This window comes from Gemmatimonadota bacterium, from assembly GCA_026702745.1.
GTDB lineage: Bacteria > JAAXHH01 > JAAXHH01 > JAAXHH01 > JAAXHH01 > JAAXHH01.
This window is the reverse complement of sequence record JAPPBT010000101.1, coordinates 41,166-57,963: the sequence shown is the minus strand read 5'-3', so window position 1 is coordinate 57,963 and position 16,798 is coordinate 41,166. Positions and strand designations below refer to the sequence as shown.

Annotated in this window: 13 protein-coding genes; 12 read left to right on the top strand and 1 reads right to left on the bottom strand. The window is 59.6% G+C overall.

Annotation, left to right across the window (positions count from 1 at the left end):
• The first annotated feature begins 31 nt into the window (after window positions 1-31).
• The 12 genes from OXH56_16275 (at window position 32) to OXH56_16220 (ending at window position 14,304) form a co-directional block, all read left to right on the top strand.
• Complete coding sequence (locus tag OXH56_16275; GenBank protein ID MCY3556868.1) at window positions 32-2,434, top strand: ABC transporter permease; 2,403 nt, start codon at window positions 32-34, stop codon at window positions 2,432-2,434.
• 47 nt (window positions 2,435-2,481) lie between these two features.
• The gene (locus tag OXH56_16270; protein MCY3556867.1) at window positions 2,482-4,884 is read left to right on the top strand and encodes an ABC transporter permease; all 2,403 of its coding nucleotides are present in this window, start codon (window positions 2,482-2,484) and stop codon (window positions 4,882-4,884) included.
• 71 nt (window positions 4,885-4,955) lie between these two features.
• Entirely contained in the window at window positions 4,956-7,352 is a 2,397-nt protein-coding gene (locus OXH56_16265; protein MCY3556866.1) for an ABC transporter permease, read from the top strand.
• A gap of 19 nt (window positions 7,353-7,371) precedes the next feature.
• Window positions 7,372-8,238 carry an MBL fold metallo-hydrolase gene (locus tag OXH56_16260; protein ID MCY3556865.1) on the top strand — a complete coding sequence of 289 codons (867 nt, stop codon included), beginning with the start codon at window positions 7,372-7,374 and terminating at the stop codon, window positions 8,236-8,238.
• A gap of 83 nt (window positions 8,239-8,321) precedes the next feature.
• Window positions 8,322-8,849 carry a phosphoribosyltransferase family protein gene (locus OXH56_16255; GenBank protein ID MCY3556864.1) on the top strand — a complete coding sequence of 176 codons (528 nt, stop codon included), beginning with the start codon at window positions 8,322-8,324 and terminating at the stop codon, window positions 8,847-8,849.
• A 71-nt stretch (window positions 8,850-8,920) separates the two neighbouring features.
• Window positions 8,921-9,370 (top strand): NUDIX domain-containing protein, encoded by a 450-nt coding sequence (locus OXH56_16250; GenBank protein MCY3556863.1) that lies wholly within the window; start codon window positions 8,921-8,923, stop codon window positions 9,368-9,370.
• A 16-nt stretch (window positions 9,371-9,386) separates the two neighbouring features.
• A complete protein-coding gene (locus tag OXH56_16245; protein MCY3556862.1) occupies window positions 9,387-9,929 on the top strand; it encodes a GNAT family protein in 543 nt (180 codons plus the stop codon).
• Window positions 9,926-10,279 (top strand): tRNA-binding protein, encoded by a 354-nt coding sequence (locus OXH56_16240; GenBank protein ID MCY3556861.1) that lies wholly within the window; start codon window positions 9,926-9,928, stop codon window positions 10,277-10,279. The genes OXH56_16245 and OXH56_16240 overlap by 4 nt, the downstream gene beginning before the upstream one ends.
• Window positions 10,280-10,306: 27 nt before the next feature.
• Window positions 10,307-11,575 carry a DegT/DnrJ/EryC1/StrS family aminotransferase gene (locus tag OXH56_16235; protein MCY3556860.1) on the top strand — a complete coding sequence of 423 codons (1,269 nt, stop codon included), beginning with the start codon at window positions 10,307-10,309 and terminating at the stop codon, window positions 11,573-11,575.
• Window positions 11,572-12,399: a cysteine hydrolase family protein gene (locus tag OXH56_16230; GenBank protein ID MCY3556859.1), complete on the top strand. Its 828-nt coding sequence runs from the start codon at window positions 11,572-11,574 to the stop codon at window positions 12,397-12,399. Before OXH56_16235 ends, OXH56_16230 begins: the two co-directional genes overlap by 4 nt.
• Window positions 12,400-12,414: 15 nt before the next feature.
• On the top strand, window positions 12,415-13,470 hold the full coding sequence (locus OXH56_16225; protein ID MCY3556858.1) for a polysaccharide deacetylase family protein: 1,056 nt from the start codon (window positions 12,415-12,417) through the stop codon (window positions 13,468-13,470).
• A gap of 93 nt (window positions 13,471-13,563) precedes the next feature.
• Complete coding sequence (locus OXH56_16220; GenBank protein ID MCY3556857.1) at window positions 13,564-14,304, top strand: prolyl oligopeptidase family serine peptidase; 741 nt, start codon at window positions 13,564-13,566, stop codon at window positions 14,302-14,304.
• 21 nt (window positions 14,305-14,325) lie between these two features.
• Here OXH56_16220 and OXH56_16215 read toward each other — a convergent pair whose 3' ends face one another.
• Entirely contained in the window at window positions 14,326-16,788 is a 2,463-nt protein-coding gene (locus OXH56_16215; protein ID MCY3556856.1) for a hypothetical protein, read from the bottom strand.
• Window positions 16,789-16,798: the final 10 nt, after the last annotated feature.

Here is a 16,798-nt window from a genome sequence, read left to right as displayed (position 1 = left end):
CCGTCAACCGCGCACTCGACCAGAGGTACCTGTGATAGTTCATTATCTCAGCGTTGCCCTGCGTAATCTGATCCGGCAGCCAGGATACAGCAGCATCAACATCCTCGGACTGGCGATCGGCATCACGTGCTGCATGCTGATTTTATTGTATATCCAGCACGAACTGAGCTACGACCGTTTCCATGAGAAAGCCGATCGGATCTACCGCGTGGTAAACGGCAACTTCGCACGCACACCGCCCGCGTTGGGACCGGCGCTCAAAGACCAGTTCCCGGAGGTAGAGGAATATGTGCGGATGCGGGGCACAACGAATATCTGGATGATGTCCTATGGGGATAACGCGTACCTGGAAAGCGATGTCTATACGGTAGGCAAAGACTTCTTCAACATCTTTACCTTGCCGCTTACTCAGGGCGGTCCGGAAACCGCGCTGGACGACTACGCGTATCCTGAACGAACGATCGTCATCAGCGAACCCATGGCGGCCAAGCTCTTCGGCGATGAGAATCCCATAGACAAGTTTATCCGCGCAGATGACACATACGACTTCCGTGTGACGGGCGTTATGGAAGCGATTCCGTCCAATTCCCACTTCACCGCCGATTATCTGGTCAGCGAGAATCTCAATGTCGAAAACCGTCGTGAGCAGTATGCAACGGCCTGGTTTGGTGCGCAGCATTACACGTACATTCTGCTGGCGGAAGGAACAGCTTCTGGAGAATTGGAGGCCAAGATCGCCAGGTGGGTAGATACCTATGAGCCTCTTCAGCCGCTCGCGGCGCGTAACGTGCCCTTCAGTCCCCGGCTGCAGCCTGTGACCGACATCCATCTGCGGTCGCAGCTGGAACGGGATATGACCGGTCATAGCGATATCGGTTATATCTACGTTTTCACGGCTGTGGCTTTTTTTATCGTGCTCATCGCCTGTATAAACTTCATGAATCTGGCCACGGCGCAGTCCGCCGCCCGATCCAAAGAAGTGGCCATTCGGAAAACCGCCGGCGCCCAGCGAAGCGCGTTGGTGATACAGTTTATGGGCGAGGCCATGATTTCGGCCGGCCTGGCCTTTATGGTGGCTCTGGGGCTCTTTACGGCCATCCTGCCCTGGTTCAACACGCTGGCGGGAGCAGGAATACAGATCAGTTACCTGGAATACCCGGAGACGTTGCTATGGCTGTTGGGCATCGCGGTCTTTACAGGTCTGTTGTCCGGTAGTTATCCGGCACTGTTTGTCTCCGGATTTCACCCGATCCGGATCCTCAAGGATGAAATGACGGGCGGCATGACCGGTTCCATGCTGCGAAAAGGTCTTGTGGTGGTGCAGTTTACGCTGTCGATTCTGCTGATCGTCAGCACCGCGATGGTGTATCAGCAGCTGGATTACATGCAAAGTAGATACCTGGGATTTGATAGGGACCAGGTCGTCGTTATTCCGCTCGTCACTGGAGTGGATCGGAATTTCGAGGCCTTCAAGACACGACTTTCTCAGCGTCCTCAGATTCAGGGTATTACTCGATCTGTTTTGATGCCGGGACGTATGGCCAGTTCCGCTATGATTCCTTCCTTTCCGACCCGTCTGGCGGATCAACCGGAAGAAGACCTGATCGGGATTCCCGCTTTATTTGTATCTACCGGTTTCGTAGAGACCCTTGGCCTTGATTTGCTGGCCGGACGCCCGTTTTCCAGTGCGCTCAACGATGATTCGAATAACGCGGTGATCCTGAACCGGTCTGCGATTGAACGATTGGGCCAGGCCGCGCCGGAGGAAATCGTTAAACAGCAGGTACGATACAGAGGAGGCCGGCCCGTCAGGATCATCGGCGTCGTCGAGGATTTCCATATGCAAAGCCTTCATGACGCGGCGGGTCCCATGCAGTTGAGGCTCCTGAGCCGAGGCGGCGGTCAGGCGGCGATACGTCTGCAGGCGCAGAATATACCCGAAGGAATCCGTGCGATCGAAGAGACATGGGCTTCGGTATTTCCCCATTACCCCCTGGCCTATTCGTTTTTGGATGAAGATTTCGAGCGACTGTACCAGTCGGAGCAACGCACCGCAAATCTGTTGGGCGCTTTCAGTTTCCTGGCCATCTTTATTGCCTGTCTGGGCCTGTTCGGCCTGACTTCATTCGCCATCCGGCAGCGAGTCAGGGAGGTCGGAATCCACAAGGTCATGGGGGCTTCGGTGGCTCGCATCGTATACATGCTTTCGAAGGACTTTCTCAAACTGGTAGCAGTTGCCGTACCGATCGCCTGGGTCCTGGCCTACTGGGCCATGAGCAACTGGTTGCAGAACTTCGCCTACCGGGTCGACATCGGCCCGGGGTGGTTCCTGATCGCCGGCCTTCTGGCGCTGGTCATCGCCCTGGTTACGGTCAGTGCAAAAGCAGTCACCGCCTCGATGGTGAATCCTGTGGAGACCCTGCGGTCTGAATAGGGTCGGCGAACCGTAACGTACTGACACTTCAATCATGTAATGCACATATGATCCGCAACTACCTCACGGTCACCCTGCGCAACCTCCTCAGGCAACCCGTCTATTCCCTCATCAATATCGTCGGACTCGCTATCGGCATGGCGGCATGCATGCTGATCGTGATGTACGTCCAGGACGAGCTCAGCTACGACCGCTATCACCCTGACGCGGATCGGATTTACCGGATCGTGGACGATATAGAAAGCGGCGGGCAGACCATCCAGACGGCGGGATCGCCCTTGAGCTGGGCGCCGGCGCTGATGCGGGACTATCCCGAGGTCGAGCGGTTCGTTCGAATGCGGGGTACGGCCTCTTCCTGGCTGTTTCATAGAGAAGAAATGCAATTCTATGAGAAAAAGGTCATCTGGGTGGAAGACGGCCTGTTCGACCTGTTCGACATCCCCCTGGTCGCCGGAGATCCGAATACCGCGCTGGAAGAGCCCTTTACGATCGTCATCTCGGAAACGATGGCGGCCAAGTACTTCGGCGGTGAAGAGGCCATGGGGCAGATTCTGGGCGTGGATAACACCTACGATTTCAAGGTCACCGGAATCATGCGGGACCTGCCCGTCAATACCCATATGCGGGCGGACATGTTTACCTCCTATTCCTCCCTGGCCACCATAGGCAGTTACTACCGGGAAAACTGGGAGGTTCATGACAACTTCTACACGTACATCCGATTGCGTGAAAACACGGACCCGGCCGACCTCGAAGCGCAGTTTCCGGACTTCCTTGAACGATACGCCGGGGACAAATACCGCGAAACGGGCGTCGTGCTGAGCCCGTCGCTGCAACCGCTCGCCGACATCCACCTGCATTCGCACCGGGAAAGCGAACTCGAGCCCAACGGCGACATCCGCTTCGTGGTCCTCTACACGCTCATCGCGTTCCTGATTCCGCTGATCGCGTGCATCAATTTCGTCAACCTGGCTACGGCCCGGTCGGCCATGCGCGCCCGGGAAGTAGGCGTCCGGAAAGTAATGGGCGCCAACCGGACCCAGTTGCTGGGGCAGTTCCTGAGAGAGGCCGTCGTCATGGCGGCACTCGCCATGGCGACTTCGGTGATCCTGGTGCAGCTCGCCCTGCCCGCGTTGAATGCGATCGCCGGGAAGCAGCTGATCTTCCCGCTCTCGAACGGACTGGTATTGACCGCGCTCACATTCGGTACGATCATTATGGGATTGGCCGCCGGAAGTTATCCGGCGATCTACCTCTCCGGATTTGTGCCCACCGATGTACTAAAGGGCAATCTGGATTCGAGCCGGCGGGGACTGAATCTGCGGAAGATCCTGGTCGTTATACAGTTCGCCATGTCCATCTTCCTGCTGGTCAGCACGGCGATCATCTACGATCAGCTCGAATATATTAGTACCAAGCGGCTTGGTTTCAACAAGGAACAGGTGATGGTGCTTCCCATCACGGGATCCACGCAGCGTCGGAATACGCCCGTACTAAAAGAACGACTGTCCCAATTGCCCGGTGTACGGGGCGTGGCCACGGCAAGCGGTGTACCGGGAATGCGGGTGATCCCGATCATGGCGGTCCGGCCCGATGGCATGGCGCCGGAAGACCACCTCATGATGGCCACGCTGCAGGTGGACGAGTCCTTCCTGGATGTCCTGGAGATCAATCTGGCAGCCGGGCGGAACTTCTCGACGGACTGGGGGACGGACTCGACCACGGGCTTCCTGCTCAACGAGACGGCCGTTCGTTACCTTGGTTGGGGCACTCCGCCGGAAGCCATAGGCAAACCGTTCGCGTGGCTGCCCTTCGGCGGGAAGAAAGGAAATGTCATCGGCGTGGTAGAAGATTTCCATCTCCGTACCATTCACGAGGAGATCGAACCGATCGTTATTCTAACGAGTTCCTATCACATTTTCGTGCTCGTCCGGCTCGAACCCGGTCGGATTCCCGAGACCATTTCACGTATCGGGGAGGCATGGCGAAACGTCGATGCGGGCTTTCCCCTGGAATACACCTTCCTGGACGAGGATTTCGACCGGCTGTACCAGGATGACCGGCGGCTCGGCGAGGTCTTCGCGATCTTCGCGGTACTGGGCGTATTGGTGGCCTGTCTCGGACTCCTCGGACTGGCTTCCTATTCGATTCAGCAGCGCACCCGGGAAATCGGGATCCGCAAGGTGCTCGGTTCATCGGTCTCCACCATCGTCGTACTGCTGTCGAAGGACTTCATGAAACACGTCCTGCTGGGCAACCTGATCGCCTGGCCGCTGGCCTACGTCGTCATGACGCGCTGGCTGCAGAACTACGCCTACGTCGCGGCTCTCGACTTTACATGGTTTCTGGCCGGGGGCGTCGTGGCCCTGGTCATCGCCTGGCTGACGATCGGGGCGCATGCGGTGGCCGCTTCGCGTCGGAACCCGGTGAACGCGTTGAGGCAGGGGTGACCGTGCCAGCGAGTTGGCGTTCGAGTCAATGAAGAACGACTGTGAGTAATCCCCAGTCAGGTAGTCCCACCATGTTCAGACACTATTTCATCATCGCGGTCCGGAATCTCACCAGGTACAAGAGCTATGCGCTGAACAACATCCTGGGACTGACCATTGGTTTCGCCTGCGCCATATCGATCCTCCTCTACGTTCAGAACGAGTCGAGTTACGACCTTTACCACGAGAACGCGGACCGGATCTACCGGATCGTCGAAGGAAGCGACGTCAAGACGCAGCCCCTGCTCGGTCCGGCGCTGAAGGAAGAATTCCCGGAAGTCGAACACTTTCTGCGCATACAGGGTACCGCCGGAATCTGGCTCATGGCCTACGAGGACAGGGTGTTCTATGAAACCGACGTGGCCTGGGCCGACGAGACCCTGTTCGACCTGTTCTCCTTTCCGCTGCTAAGGGGTAATCCCGATACCGCCCTGAGAGATCCCTTCTCGGTGGTCATAACCCGGTCGACCGCCCGGAAGATGTTCGGAGACGAAGACCCCATGGGAAAAGTGATCGTCGCGGATAATGGTTTCGCCGATCTGCGCGTCACCGGCGTCATGGAGGACATGCCGGACAACTCCCATTTCAAAATGGATTACTTCGTGTCCCTGTCTACAAGCCCGCACGTAGGCAATCCGAGGGCGCTGATCCGCTGGAGCGTGCGGTATTTCTACACTTATCTCCTGCTGACCGAAGGTCACGCGGGAGCGCTGCTCGAGGACAAGCTTCCCTCGTTCGTGGACAAGCATATGGGCAGCTATCTGGCGGAAACGGGAGGCCGCTTCGAACCGTATCTGCAGCGGGTTACCGACATCCACCTGCATTCTCACCTGGAAAACGAGTTGGGCATCAACGGAGACAGCACCTACGTCGCCATCCTGCTGGTCGTCGCGGGATTCGTTATCGTATTGACCTGCGTGAATTTCACCAACCTTTCGACCGCGCGCGCGATGGTGCGCGTCAGGGAAGTGGGGTTTCGCAAAGTGGCCGGCGCGCAGAGGTGGGAGCTGATCCAGCAGTCTATCGGAGAAACGATGCTGCAGGCTTTTTGCGCCTCGATGCTGGCGGTGATCATCGTATGGCTGGTCCTTCCCACGTTCAACGACCTGTCCGGCAAACAGCTCACGCTGCTGATGCTGGATGATCCCGCCTGGTTCGCTCCCTGGTTCGGGTTGACCGTACTCGTGGGCTTGCTTGCCGGCCTCTATCCCGCGGTATTCACATCGGCCATAAAACCGACCGGCATGCTGACTGGAAACCAGCCGGTCCATCGCCGGCAGGACTACCTGCGAAAGGGATTGGTCACGGTACAGTGCACGATCTCCGTCGCCCTGATCGTCGGGACCCTGGTGCTGTACCAGCAGCTGGATTACTTGCGAAACGTCAGACTGGGATTCGAGAAGGAGCAGGTAATGGTCATCCCCAGCGGCATTCGCGACATTGAAGAGAGCTTTCCCGTCTTGAAACAGGCGCTGTTGCAACATCCCGGTGTATTGAACGTGACGGATGCCAGTTCGATGCCCGGCGTCGCCGGCAGCCAGGGGTTTATCCGTTCGATGACCGCGGAAGTCTTTGAAGGCGCCGGTACCCATCGGATCGACCTGGGTTACATCGAAACCGGGTCGGATTTCGTCGAGACGCTGGGTATCGAGTTGCTTGCCGGCCGCAGCTTCCATACGGGCGAACAATCGAATTCGGACTTGGGCAAAGTGATTCTAAATGAAACGGCTACCAGGGCACTGGGATGGGTCACGCCGGAAGAAGCGATCGGCAGGCAGGTCATGCTGAATAACGAGTACAGAGTGGATGTGGTTGGCGTAATGAAAGACTTACACGTCAAATCGCTACATCAACCGATCCGGCCACTGGCGCTTCTCCATTATACCTACGGAACCACGTTTTTCGCAGTAAAGCTGAGCCCGGTTGATCTGGAAAACACGATAGACAACATCCGGGAAACCTGGGAATCGATACTCCCTGCGTTTCCTTTGCGGTATTCCTTCATTTCGGATGATTTTGACCGGATGTATCAAGCCGATCGCCACTTCGGACAGGTGTGCGGGATCTTCACCAGTATTGCCGCGTTCATTGCCCTTCAGGGCCTGGTCGGCCTCGCCTCGTTCGGCGTGGGGCAGCGCACCAAGGAAATCAGCATCCGAAAGGTCCTGGGCGCCTCGGTTTCCCAGGTCCTCGTCCTGCTGTCCAGGGAGTTCGTCGTGCTGATCGTCATCGCCAACGCCATAGGGTGGATGCTGGCGTACTACGGACTACGTTTCTGGCTGCAGCAATTTGCCTATCGAGTCGATATCAGCGCCGACACCTTTGTGTTGGTCGGTGCCCTCAGTCTTGTGGTGGTAATGGCCGTGCTCGGCTACCGCGTCATCAGGACGGTCACGTCGAACATGGCGGATGTGCTGCGGAACGGGTGATGGGGAAGGCGTCTGACAGATGAATGTAACCTTTCTCGGAACCGCGGCCGCGCCTTCGATGCCGATCCTCTTCTGCGCCTGCCGGGTCTGCACGGACGCCAGGAGGATTGGCGGCAAGAATCTCCGCAAGAGATCGTCGCTGTTGATCAACGATGATCTGATGGTGGACATCGGCCCCGTCATCGCCGCCGCGTCTTTCCAGCACCAAATCTCGCTCGCCGGCATCGGCATATGTCTTCAAACGCACCCCCATGCGGACCATCTGGACATTGAATTCATTCTCTCCAGACATGCCGAATACGGGACGACCGTATCCGGCGAATTGTTGCTTGGAGGTTCTGATGAGACACTGTACGCGATCGATGCACTGGTGCGTCAACAGAGTGCGTACGGAAGCCTTTTCGACCCTGAAACACAGGCTGCATTGAAGTTGAAAACCCTGTCTATTACGTCCTTTGAAGGATACCGTATAGGAGACTACCGCATCATCGGATATCCCGCCAATCACGGCAACGACCAGGGGTTTCTTCTTTATTCCATTGTGCGGGGAGATCATGCCGTGTTCTATGGAACCGACACATCGGTGCTGTCCGAAGCAGTCTGGGCACACCTTCAACAAGAACGCGTCCGGTATGACGTGGTCATGCTCGACCACACCTACGGGATCGGCTTCGAGTCCAGGCCGGCGGACCATCTCGCGGCGAAGGATGTCGCCGCCCACGCGGATCGATTCCGCGCATGCGGATTGCTCAAGGAGAACGGCGAGGTATACGCGACGCACCTGTCCCACGAGGGGATCATGGAGCATGACGCATTGGACGAATACGCCAGTGAGCGCGGTTACCGGGTGGCATATGACGGATTGAAGCTGCAGTTGAGCAGCTGAATCAGCAGCCTGAGTATACGAACGGACGCCCGCCAACGGACACCCACCCACGGACGCCAGACCATCATTCCAAAGATACCAATATGAAATGGGACTACTATCGTCCTCATATAGACCGGAGAGTACCCGGCAACAAAGTAGACCTGACTCCCCTGTGTAACGAATCGGAAGTCCGCAGGAACCTGGTACTCGATCTCGCCCGTCCATTCCGCGACGTCGACCTGGACAAGGTGGCGAGTCCGGAATCGCTGGGATTCATCCTGGGCAGCGCGGTTGCCCAGAGGCTGAACCGGGGCTTCATTCCTTTTCGTAAAGGGGGAGGACTTCCCGTCCATCGTCAGCACCGGTCGAAGATCTCTTTTGTAGACTACACGAACAGGAAGAAGACCCTGGAGGTGAACAAAGACCTGATTAGACCCGGTGAACGCATCCTGATCGTGGATGATGTGATCGACACCGGCGCCCAGGTAAAGGCCATGATCAAGTTGATCGAGCGCCTACAGGGAAAGGTAGTGGGTGTTTCGGTGCTGGTTGCGGATCGAAGCCGGAAGACGGAACATCTGATTAAGACACACAACGTGCACGCCATCCATATGCCCATTGTTCGTTGAAACCTGTGACTAATTGGGTGATTTCCAATTACCTTAACACCCGACTTTAGACTTTCTGAGCGAAACGATTTATGACCGCAGAGTCCGAAAATCAGCACGTTTACATCGGCGCTTACGCGCTGTGCCGCGACCCTTCGAACCGCCTGCTCCTGGTTCGCGCGACGACAGGTCTCGAGGACGGAGGCCTGTGGACGATGCCCGGCGGCGGAATCGAATGGGGAGAGCATCCGGATGCCGCGTTGCGCCGCGAGTTGGAGGAGGAGACGGGACTCGTAGACATCAAGGCGTACCACGTGGCCTCCGTGTATTCGCAGGCTTACGAAGGTCGGACGGACTGGCAGGGCGATCCGGTACATCACATCGGTATCGTCTACGAGGTTGAGCTTGCGACGTTCGACCTGAGACCCGAAAGGGAAGGATCGACCGATCACTGCGAGTGGCTGACCGAAAGCCGGGTACGGGAGCTGCCGCTAGGACCGTTAGCCGAGTTCGCGGTCAAGCTGGCATGGCCAAAACCATAACGACGGGTTATCTTGGATGATTGAATTACGCGGAAAGATTGTTGTGTTACGGACCATGGAACGTGCGCATTGCCGCACCCTGTGGGAGAACTATGAGCCCGTGGAACCTGTGCCAACTGAACCGGTCCGGCCGGGTCTTTCGGTCGAAGGTTCGGATAAATGGTTCGAGGAGATCCAGGATAAACAGGAAAAGAGTCAAATCTACCTGGGCATCTTTGATGATGAAGGAAACATCGTTGGCGACATACAACTGTCCGGAATCGACTGGAGGAATCGCACGGCGAACCTCGGAGCCGGCATTGCTCTTAAAAAAGACCGGGGCAAGGGGTACTGCACGGATGCCGCCCTGGTTATGTTACGGTACGGGTTCGAGCACCTGGACCTGTACAGGGTCTCGGCCGCGACTATGGCGAACAACGCAAGCGCCATCAGGGTGCTGGAGAAGGTCGGGTTTGTGCAGGAAGGACGGGAACGAGAGGCCGTGTACTGGTCCAATCAGCGCTGGGACAGGATTGTGTTCGGCATTTTGAAACCGGAATTCGAGGCCATTCAATCATGAAACCTGCTCCGATTAAAGAAACCATCTCTTTCGAGGATTTTGAGAAACTCGACATTCGCGCCGGTACGATCACCGCGGTCGATGAGGTGGCCGCATCGAACAAACTCGTGAAGCTGACAGTCGACTTCGGAGACCATACCCGGTCGATCCTTGCAGGAATCAAGCAGGAACGGTCGGACCCGAAGGAAATCGAAGGTAAGCAAGCCCTCTTCGTGGTGAATCTGGCCGAGAGGAAGATGGCCGGTGAAGTCTCCCAGGGCATGCTCTTCGACATAGGGTATGCGGACGAGATTAAACCATGCCTGTTGGTACCCGAATTACCTGTGCCGAACGGTGCAAGGGCGGGTTGAAGAAAACGAAGCATGAATGGAGGTAGCATGGCGTCCGAAACAGTATCCGACCGCATTGAGCGCGAGCATGCACGATACGGAGCCGCCACCCAGCAGGATTCAGGCGGTCCCCTGCCACAGCCCTTTCCCCGCGAGATCGGTCCCCGCGCCATGGAGTTCCTGGCCGAGGTCGTCGATTCCGGGCTGACCTGCGACATGGTGGGCCGGTTCGAGCGCGCCTTCGCCGAGGCCAACGGCGTCGCCCACTGCATCGCCACGCCGGGATGCACGCCGGCCCTGGCCGTGCTGGCGGCGGCTTTCGACTTCGAGCCGGGTGACGAGATCATCGTGAGCTCGGTCAGCGATTTCGGCACCGTGCAGGGGTTGATCAGCGCCGGTTACATCCCCGTGTTCGCCGACACCGCGCCCGGAACGATCAACGTGAGCGCCGAGACCATCGAGGCGTGCATCTCCGATCGAACAAGGGCGATCCTCGTCGTGCACCTGAGCGGCCTGATCTGCGACATGGACGCCATCAACGAAGTCTCCGCCCGCCACGGCCTGGTGGTCTACGAGGATGCCTGCCAGGCGGTCTTCGGCCGCTACAAGGGCCGCTATGCCGGCACCCTGGCGACGGCCGGTGGCTTTTCTTTCGATGCGGAGAAGACCATGGGTTCGGACGTGGGCGGCTGCATCCTCACCGACGACGATGCGCTGGCCGAGCGGGCGCGGTTTATCGGCCAGAGCCGGGCCGGGGAAATGGTCGAGCACTTCGGGCGTGTACACACGGTAAACGGATTCGCCCACCGCATGACCCAGTCCACCGCTGCGATCAGCCTGACCCAGCTGGAGATCATCCGGCCGCAGGTAGAGCAACGCGATCGCATGATCCGCCTGTTGAGCGCGCTTCTCGACGAGATTCCGGGCATAACGGCATTGCCGATCCCACCGGAGACCGAAGTATACTCCTGCTGGATGGCGGGATTCACCATCGACCCGGAACAATTCCGATGCGACGTGGAGGCGTTCGGCGCCCAGGTGGCGGCAGGCGGCATCCCGGGGGCGAGCCCGATGCGCTACTATCTGCTGCCGGTGGCCCTGCCCTTCCTGAACGAGGCGGCAAAGCACCGGCGTTTCCCCTATTCGCAGCCGCCGGCATCCCGCACATATCGCTATGATGCGGGAAGCTGTCCGAACGCCCACGGGATACTTGAGCGCTTCATCCGCTGGAGTTCGTTCTGCGACAAATACGAGCCCCGCCACTGCGAACAGGCGGCCGCGATCGTGCGCCGCGTTGCCGAGGAGAACCGGCGATGAGCGAACAGGACGGACCGGCGATGGATGAGCACGACGGAGATCACGCCGTGGTCAAAACGCTCCAACTCGACGCCCGCTACTACCGTTCTGTGCCGACGGACAGCGCGGGATACGAGGAAGTCACCCTTTCACTGCCCGTCGAAAAGACCGCCCTGATCGGCCTCCACTGCTGGAACATCGGCTGTCCCGACGGTCCGCCTACGGACGCTAACTATTGCGTGGGTATGGGCTGGCCCCAGCCGACGGTGGAGGCCGCCCGCATCATGGCCGAAGTCATCCGCCCGGCCATGGACCTGGCGCGTTCCATCGGGATGGCGGTCTGCCACGTCGAGACGGACTGGATGGACCGGAAGTACCCCCACATCGAGTCACGGCGGTCGGACGTGGCGGCATCCATACACCCGGTCAGGCAAGAGCTGTTCGAACGGGCGCACGGCGTCGACTACATGAAGCGCTCGCCCCTGGCGGAGATGCGGCGCGCCGAAATCGTATCTCCGGTCGGGGACGAGCCCCTCGTGTTCTACTCCGACGCGCTGGACGAATACCTGCGCGGACGCGGCATCGAAACGCTCATCTACATGGGGTTCGCGACCGACATGTGCCTGCTCGGCGCCGAGGGCGGCGCCCGGCACATGCTCGCGCGCGGATACCGCTGCATAGTGATCCGGGACGGGACCGTCGGCGTCGAGTCGCCGGACACCTTCCCGCAACGGCTCGCGACCAACTACGGGCTCCACATCTTCGAATGGACCCTCGGCCACGGTTGCACCTTCGCCCAGTTCAAGCAGGCTACAGAGAAAGTCCAGGATGATCGGTCCACCTGATGTGAGTCACGCGCCATGAGCCTGAGCATCTGTCCCTGGAAGTACGGCAAGCGCTGGGTTTACTCGATTACCTACGACGAGGCCCTGGCCGACCTGCATCGCTTCGCCATTCCCATGCACGAGGAGTACGGCATCCCCGGCCACGTCGAGGTCGTCGTCGGCCAGATGGGCGAGATCCGGAACATCGGAAGCTCCAGTTTCAACGGATATCGCCACATGAGCGCCGATGAGCTGAGCGACCTGCTCGCCCGCGGCTGGGGCGTGGGCAACCACTCGTGGAGCCATGAGATCATAACGCCCGAGACGGTGGACCGGGAGATCGGCGAAGCCAAACAGGTTCTTGAGGAAGCCCTCGGTGAGTCGATCATTCTGTACTGCTCACCCGGCGACAACACCAATATGGCCGACCACGTCCTCGAAGCCTGCCGACGGTACGGCTACCTGGGTGCCATGAGCCTGACGGACGCGCTCAACCTGCCGGATGACGAACTGTTCTGGATCAATCGAACTCCGCTGCACGACCACTACTATCCGCCCTTTTACAGCGCCTACGATCCATTCCGGAACATCCGCCAAGCCCAGGAAACTCAGGGATGGCTCATCGACTACTGTCACTGTCCGATGGAGACAGCCGTCCATCCCAACAAGGACTGCTCCGAAGCCCAGCTCAGGCAACGCCTTGAAACGGTCCTGGCCGAGGGAGGCGACGCGGTCTGGTGCGCGTTGCCCGAAGAAGCCCTCAGTTATCACCTGGTGCGAAGGCATGCCCGGATCGAGGCGGTGGGAGGTGGTGAGGTGGGTGATACAGACGGGGAGAAGAGCAGCGAAGCCACAGATTTCAAGAAAGATTCGCAAAGCTTCCGTATTGGGCTGTCGGAACTTCCCGACCAGATTCCGTACCGCAGTCTGACCATGAAAGTCGGTGTCCCGCCGGCCTGGTGCCGCGATCCTCGCGTCGTGGTGGACGGTGTGGAACTGGCCGCCGAGGTCGTACGACCCGGTGTGCTGCGTTTCACGGCGCAAGTGCGAGACGGGACAGTGGTCGAGGTGCGCGACCCACTGAGACTCTGAAAGGTTTCAATACGTTCACGCACGCACGGTCCCGCACAGTACATCCCGCCGAACTTCAACGAATCGACGAATATCGAAGGAGAGAAACCCGCCATGATTTCACGTCTGTTTATCACGCTCGTTATTACGCTGTGCTATATGCTGCTGATCGATCGCCACTGCAATGCCCAAACACCGGAGCGACAGGCTGAAAAGCGCCTGGCACTAACCAGCAATGGAGAGACCAGTGAGATGAGTTACCTCCTGTATCTGCCACCGGCATACGAAACGAACGAGGAGGAATGGCCGCTGCTCCTCTTCCTTCATGGAGCGGGCGAACGTGGTGACGACCTCGAACTGGTGAAGGTCCACGGTCCGCCGAAGATGATCGCACAAGGCGAGGACTTCCCCTTCGTAGTCATTTCGCCGCAGTGCCCCGATGGAGAGATATGGTCGATCGAATCGCTTTATGCGCTGATCAATGAGGTCGTCGAAACCCATCGCATCGATACGTCCCGGATCTACGTGACCGGTCTCAGCATGGGCGGGTACGGGTCCTGGGGCCTGGCCTACACCTATCCGGACCTGTTCGCCGCAGCCGTTCCCATCTGTGGAGGCGGGGAGCCTGAGAAAGCACCGCTGATGAAAGAGATTCCGACCTGGGTATTCCACGGCGCGAAAGATGAGGCCGTTCCGCTGCAACGATCGCAGGAGATGGTCGATGCGCTTGAGGAAGCAGGGGGCAATGTCCGGTTTACCGTGTACCCGGAAGCGGGACACGTCGGGGCATGGGTAAACGCTTACGGCGATCCCGAACTTTGGGAATGGTTGGTGAGCCAGCGGCGATCCAGATGAAGCCTACAAGTCCGGAGACCACTACTTAGGTCCCAGGCGCAGCCGCAGTATCCCACCACGGCCCTGCGAAACCTCAAATGAATACGCCCGGCCGCCCGCACTCAAGCGGAACCGGTCATCCTTCCGTGTAACCTGGGCCTTCGACGTACGCCCGCAGAATGCCAGGACCAGGACGTCGGCGGCTGCACCCGCCACCAGCCGCGTTGATGGCTCGGTAGCATCCGGGAGAAAGCTGACCAGACTGCCGGCTGCGAGCCCCGGAGGCGCATAGGGTACCTCCTCCTTCCGCATGGTCAGGCCGCTGCCAAATACTGAAATCAACTCCACCTCCCGCGATCCCGCACCAAGGCGGGCGCGGTCTCCCTCCAGGCCGAGCAGATCCACCGGGTTCAGCTTGTAAGCCAATTCGCCGCCACCGGTCTCAGGCCCCAGGCCGACGGCCGGGTCCACCGTGAGCCGACGCCGGCCCGGGCATCGAAGGTCGATCAGGGACAGATCGCAGTCCGCGGTTACTCCGGGCGTCTGAATCGAGCCGCCAAAGGCCAGGGCGGTATTGGGCCTGGCGTAGAACCTGCGCGGCTCCTTCCGCGAAGCGAGACCCTGCGAGTCCCGTCCCATCTCGCCGAAGACCGCCGGGTCGTCCAGGCGATTCGACTTGCCATCAAGGGCAATCTCCATCCACGGTTTCGCGCGGCGCCGGTTGAAGCCGTCCCAGGCGATCTGCGCTTCGTGCCAGGCTCCCACGCCTACCGTACCCGGAGCATACACGGTAACCAGGTTGCTGTTCTGGCTTTGCACGCTGAAACACAATCGTCCGTCCGTGTCCACAAAGAGCGCGAAGGTGTTGACGCCCGTCCCGAAATGCCCGCCTACACCGTTCCCTGCATTGAACAACACCCTTGGGCCGTTCGCACGCCCCCGCAACCGGAAGCGAAGACGCAGATGTCCTCCATTGGCGCGGAACCAGGGTTCTGCATCATATTGCAGGGCATCACCCCCACGCAACCGGACATACGAAACACCCTCTTTAACTACCCGCACGCCCCGTGGACGACGCCTCAGCGCCACGAGCATGATCGGATGATCTCCGCGAGAAATCCAGTATTCGTGCTCGGTCCTCCGGGAGGCGACGCGGAGCCGCTGCCAGTCCTTCGTGCGCTTCAGGCCGCCCAACCTGGCGACCGTCTCGTTCTGGCCGCCCACGCAAGGCAGACTGCCGCAGGTCACCGGCTGGGCCTCGAAGGCACTGATAGTCTGAAGCAGGGGACTGCTCGCCCACTGAACGTGCATGCTCATGAAGCTGGCAGCCAGGCCGCCGTCGTACCCGCTGACGCATAGCATGGCCGCATCGGGATCATGGCTGCTGCGCATCACGGCGAACCGGCCCGTATACATGTCGAAACGTCCCGCCAACGTCGTCACGCGCCGCGCCCTGGTCGGCCGAAATGCGGGATCGTAGTAGCAATAGACGTAGGGCCCGTAGGAAATCATGCACTCCGCGTTCGAACCCTTGACGCCCATTCCAAAACGATACAGGCGGCCCAGGCGGGGATCGGAAAGTGCCACGTCGCGCAGCCTTCCGTCTCCGGCCTCCTGGGCCAGCCTGAGGAGCACCGGCGAATTGACGTTGAGCTGGCCACCGAGCACGACATTGGCATTGGCAGGAAAGTAGAGCTGATCAGGTATCTTGCGCGCGGCAGTCCAGTGGGCGCGGAACCAGTTCAGCGGCAGACGCAGCCGGGCGGGTGCCTCGCCAAGCAGGTCGATGCCGGTTACATTGCGCAGCGCATCGGCGAAATGCAGCAGCCAGAGGTTCTCAAAGCCCCAGAAGGTGGGCCCGTCGATGGGCTCGCCACCGGGACCGCAGCCGTGGGGCAGGATGCCGTTCCGGAAGCGATCGATAACCGCCTGCAACCATTCCTCCGCACGGTGGTGATCACCCAGCAGGTGCACCGCGGCCACCCCGAAGTGCCCGTAGTCGACGACGGTGTGGTGCCCGCCCGCCGTATAGTGACGACGTTCGTCCACGTACGGCCACCAGCGATCCATCAGCCCCACGAGGCAATCGCGCACCTGGTACTTCTCAACTTCCGGTATTACCTCGCCCATCAGGTCGAGAGCAAGCGCGAAAGCGTGCATGTAGCGGTTGGCCGTGTAGAAGTGTTCCTCCACGCGGTCGCCGTGGTCCCAGTTCGCAGCCGCCCGCAGCCATGCGCGGGCCCGTCCGAGCCAGCGCGGATCCCCCGTAAGCCGCCAGGCGAAGGCGTAGTTCTCGATCAGCGCCGTGGCCTGCATGGCGGTGTAGAAAGTCAGGTAGAGCTGGTGGTTGGGGTGAGGGCTGTGCGCCCGACACGGAACCCGTCGCCAGGGACGCTGGCCTGCATACAGTTCACAGTCGGCCAGGAGTTTGGAGAGGATGCGACGACGGACCGGATCGGCCGGAGCCTCGAAACGGAAGCCAGGATCGTCGGCAGGCCTGTACAACCGCGGTCTT

Coding starts and splice junctions, on each gene's coding strand:
- OXH56_16270 (MCY3556867.1), top strand. CDS start 2,482: ATGATCCGCAACTACCTCACGGTCACCCTGCGCAACCTCCTCAGGCAA.
- OXH56_16265 (MCY3556866.1), top strand. CDS start 4,956: ATGTTCAGACACTATTTCATCATCGCGGTCCGGAATCTCACCAGGTAC.
- OXH56_16260 (MCY3556865.1), top strand. CDS start 7,372: ATGAATGTAACCTTTCTCGGAACCGCGGCCGCGCCTTCGATGCCGATC.
- OXH56_16255 (MCY3556864.1), top strand. CDS start 8,322: ATGAAATGGGACTACTATCGTCCTCATATAGACCGGAGAGTACCCGGC.
- OXH56_16250 (MCY3556863.1), top strand. CDS start 8,921: ATGACCGCAGAGTCCGAAAATCAGCACGTTTACATCGGCGCTTACGCG.
- OXH56_16245 (MCY3556862.1), top strand. CDS start 9,387: ATGATTGAATTACGCGGAAAGATTGTTGTGTTACGGACCATGGAACGT.
- OXH56_16240 (MCY3556861.1), top strand. CDS start 9,926: ATGAAACCTGCTCCGATTAAAGAAACCATCTCTTTCGAGGATTTTGAG.
- OXH56_16235 (MCY3556860.1), top strand. CDS start 10,307: ATGGCGTCCGAAACAGTATCCGACCGCATTGAGCGCGAGCATGCACGA.
- OXH56_16230 (MCY3556859.1), top strand. CDS start 11,572: ATGAGCGAACAGGACGGACCGGCGATGGATGAGCACGACGGAGATCAC.
- OXH56_16225 (MCY3556858.1), top strand. CDS start 12,415: ATGAGCCTGAGCATCTGTCCCTGGAAGTACGGCAAGCGCTGGGTTTAC.
- OXH56_16220 (MCY3556857.1), top strand. CDS start 13,564: ATGATTTCACGTCTGTTTATCACGCTCGTTATTACGCTGTGCTATATG.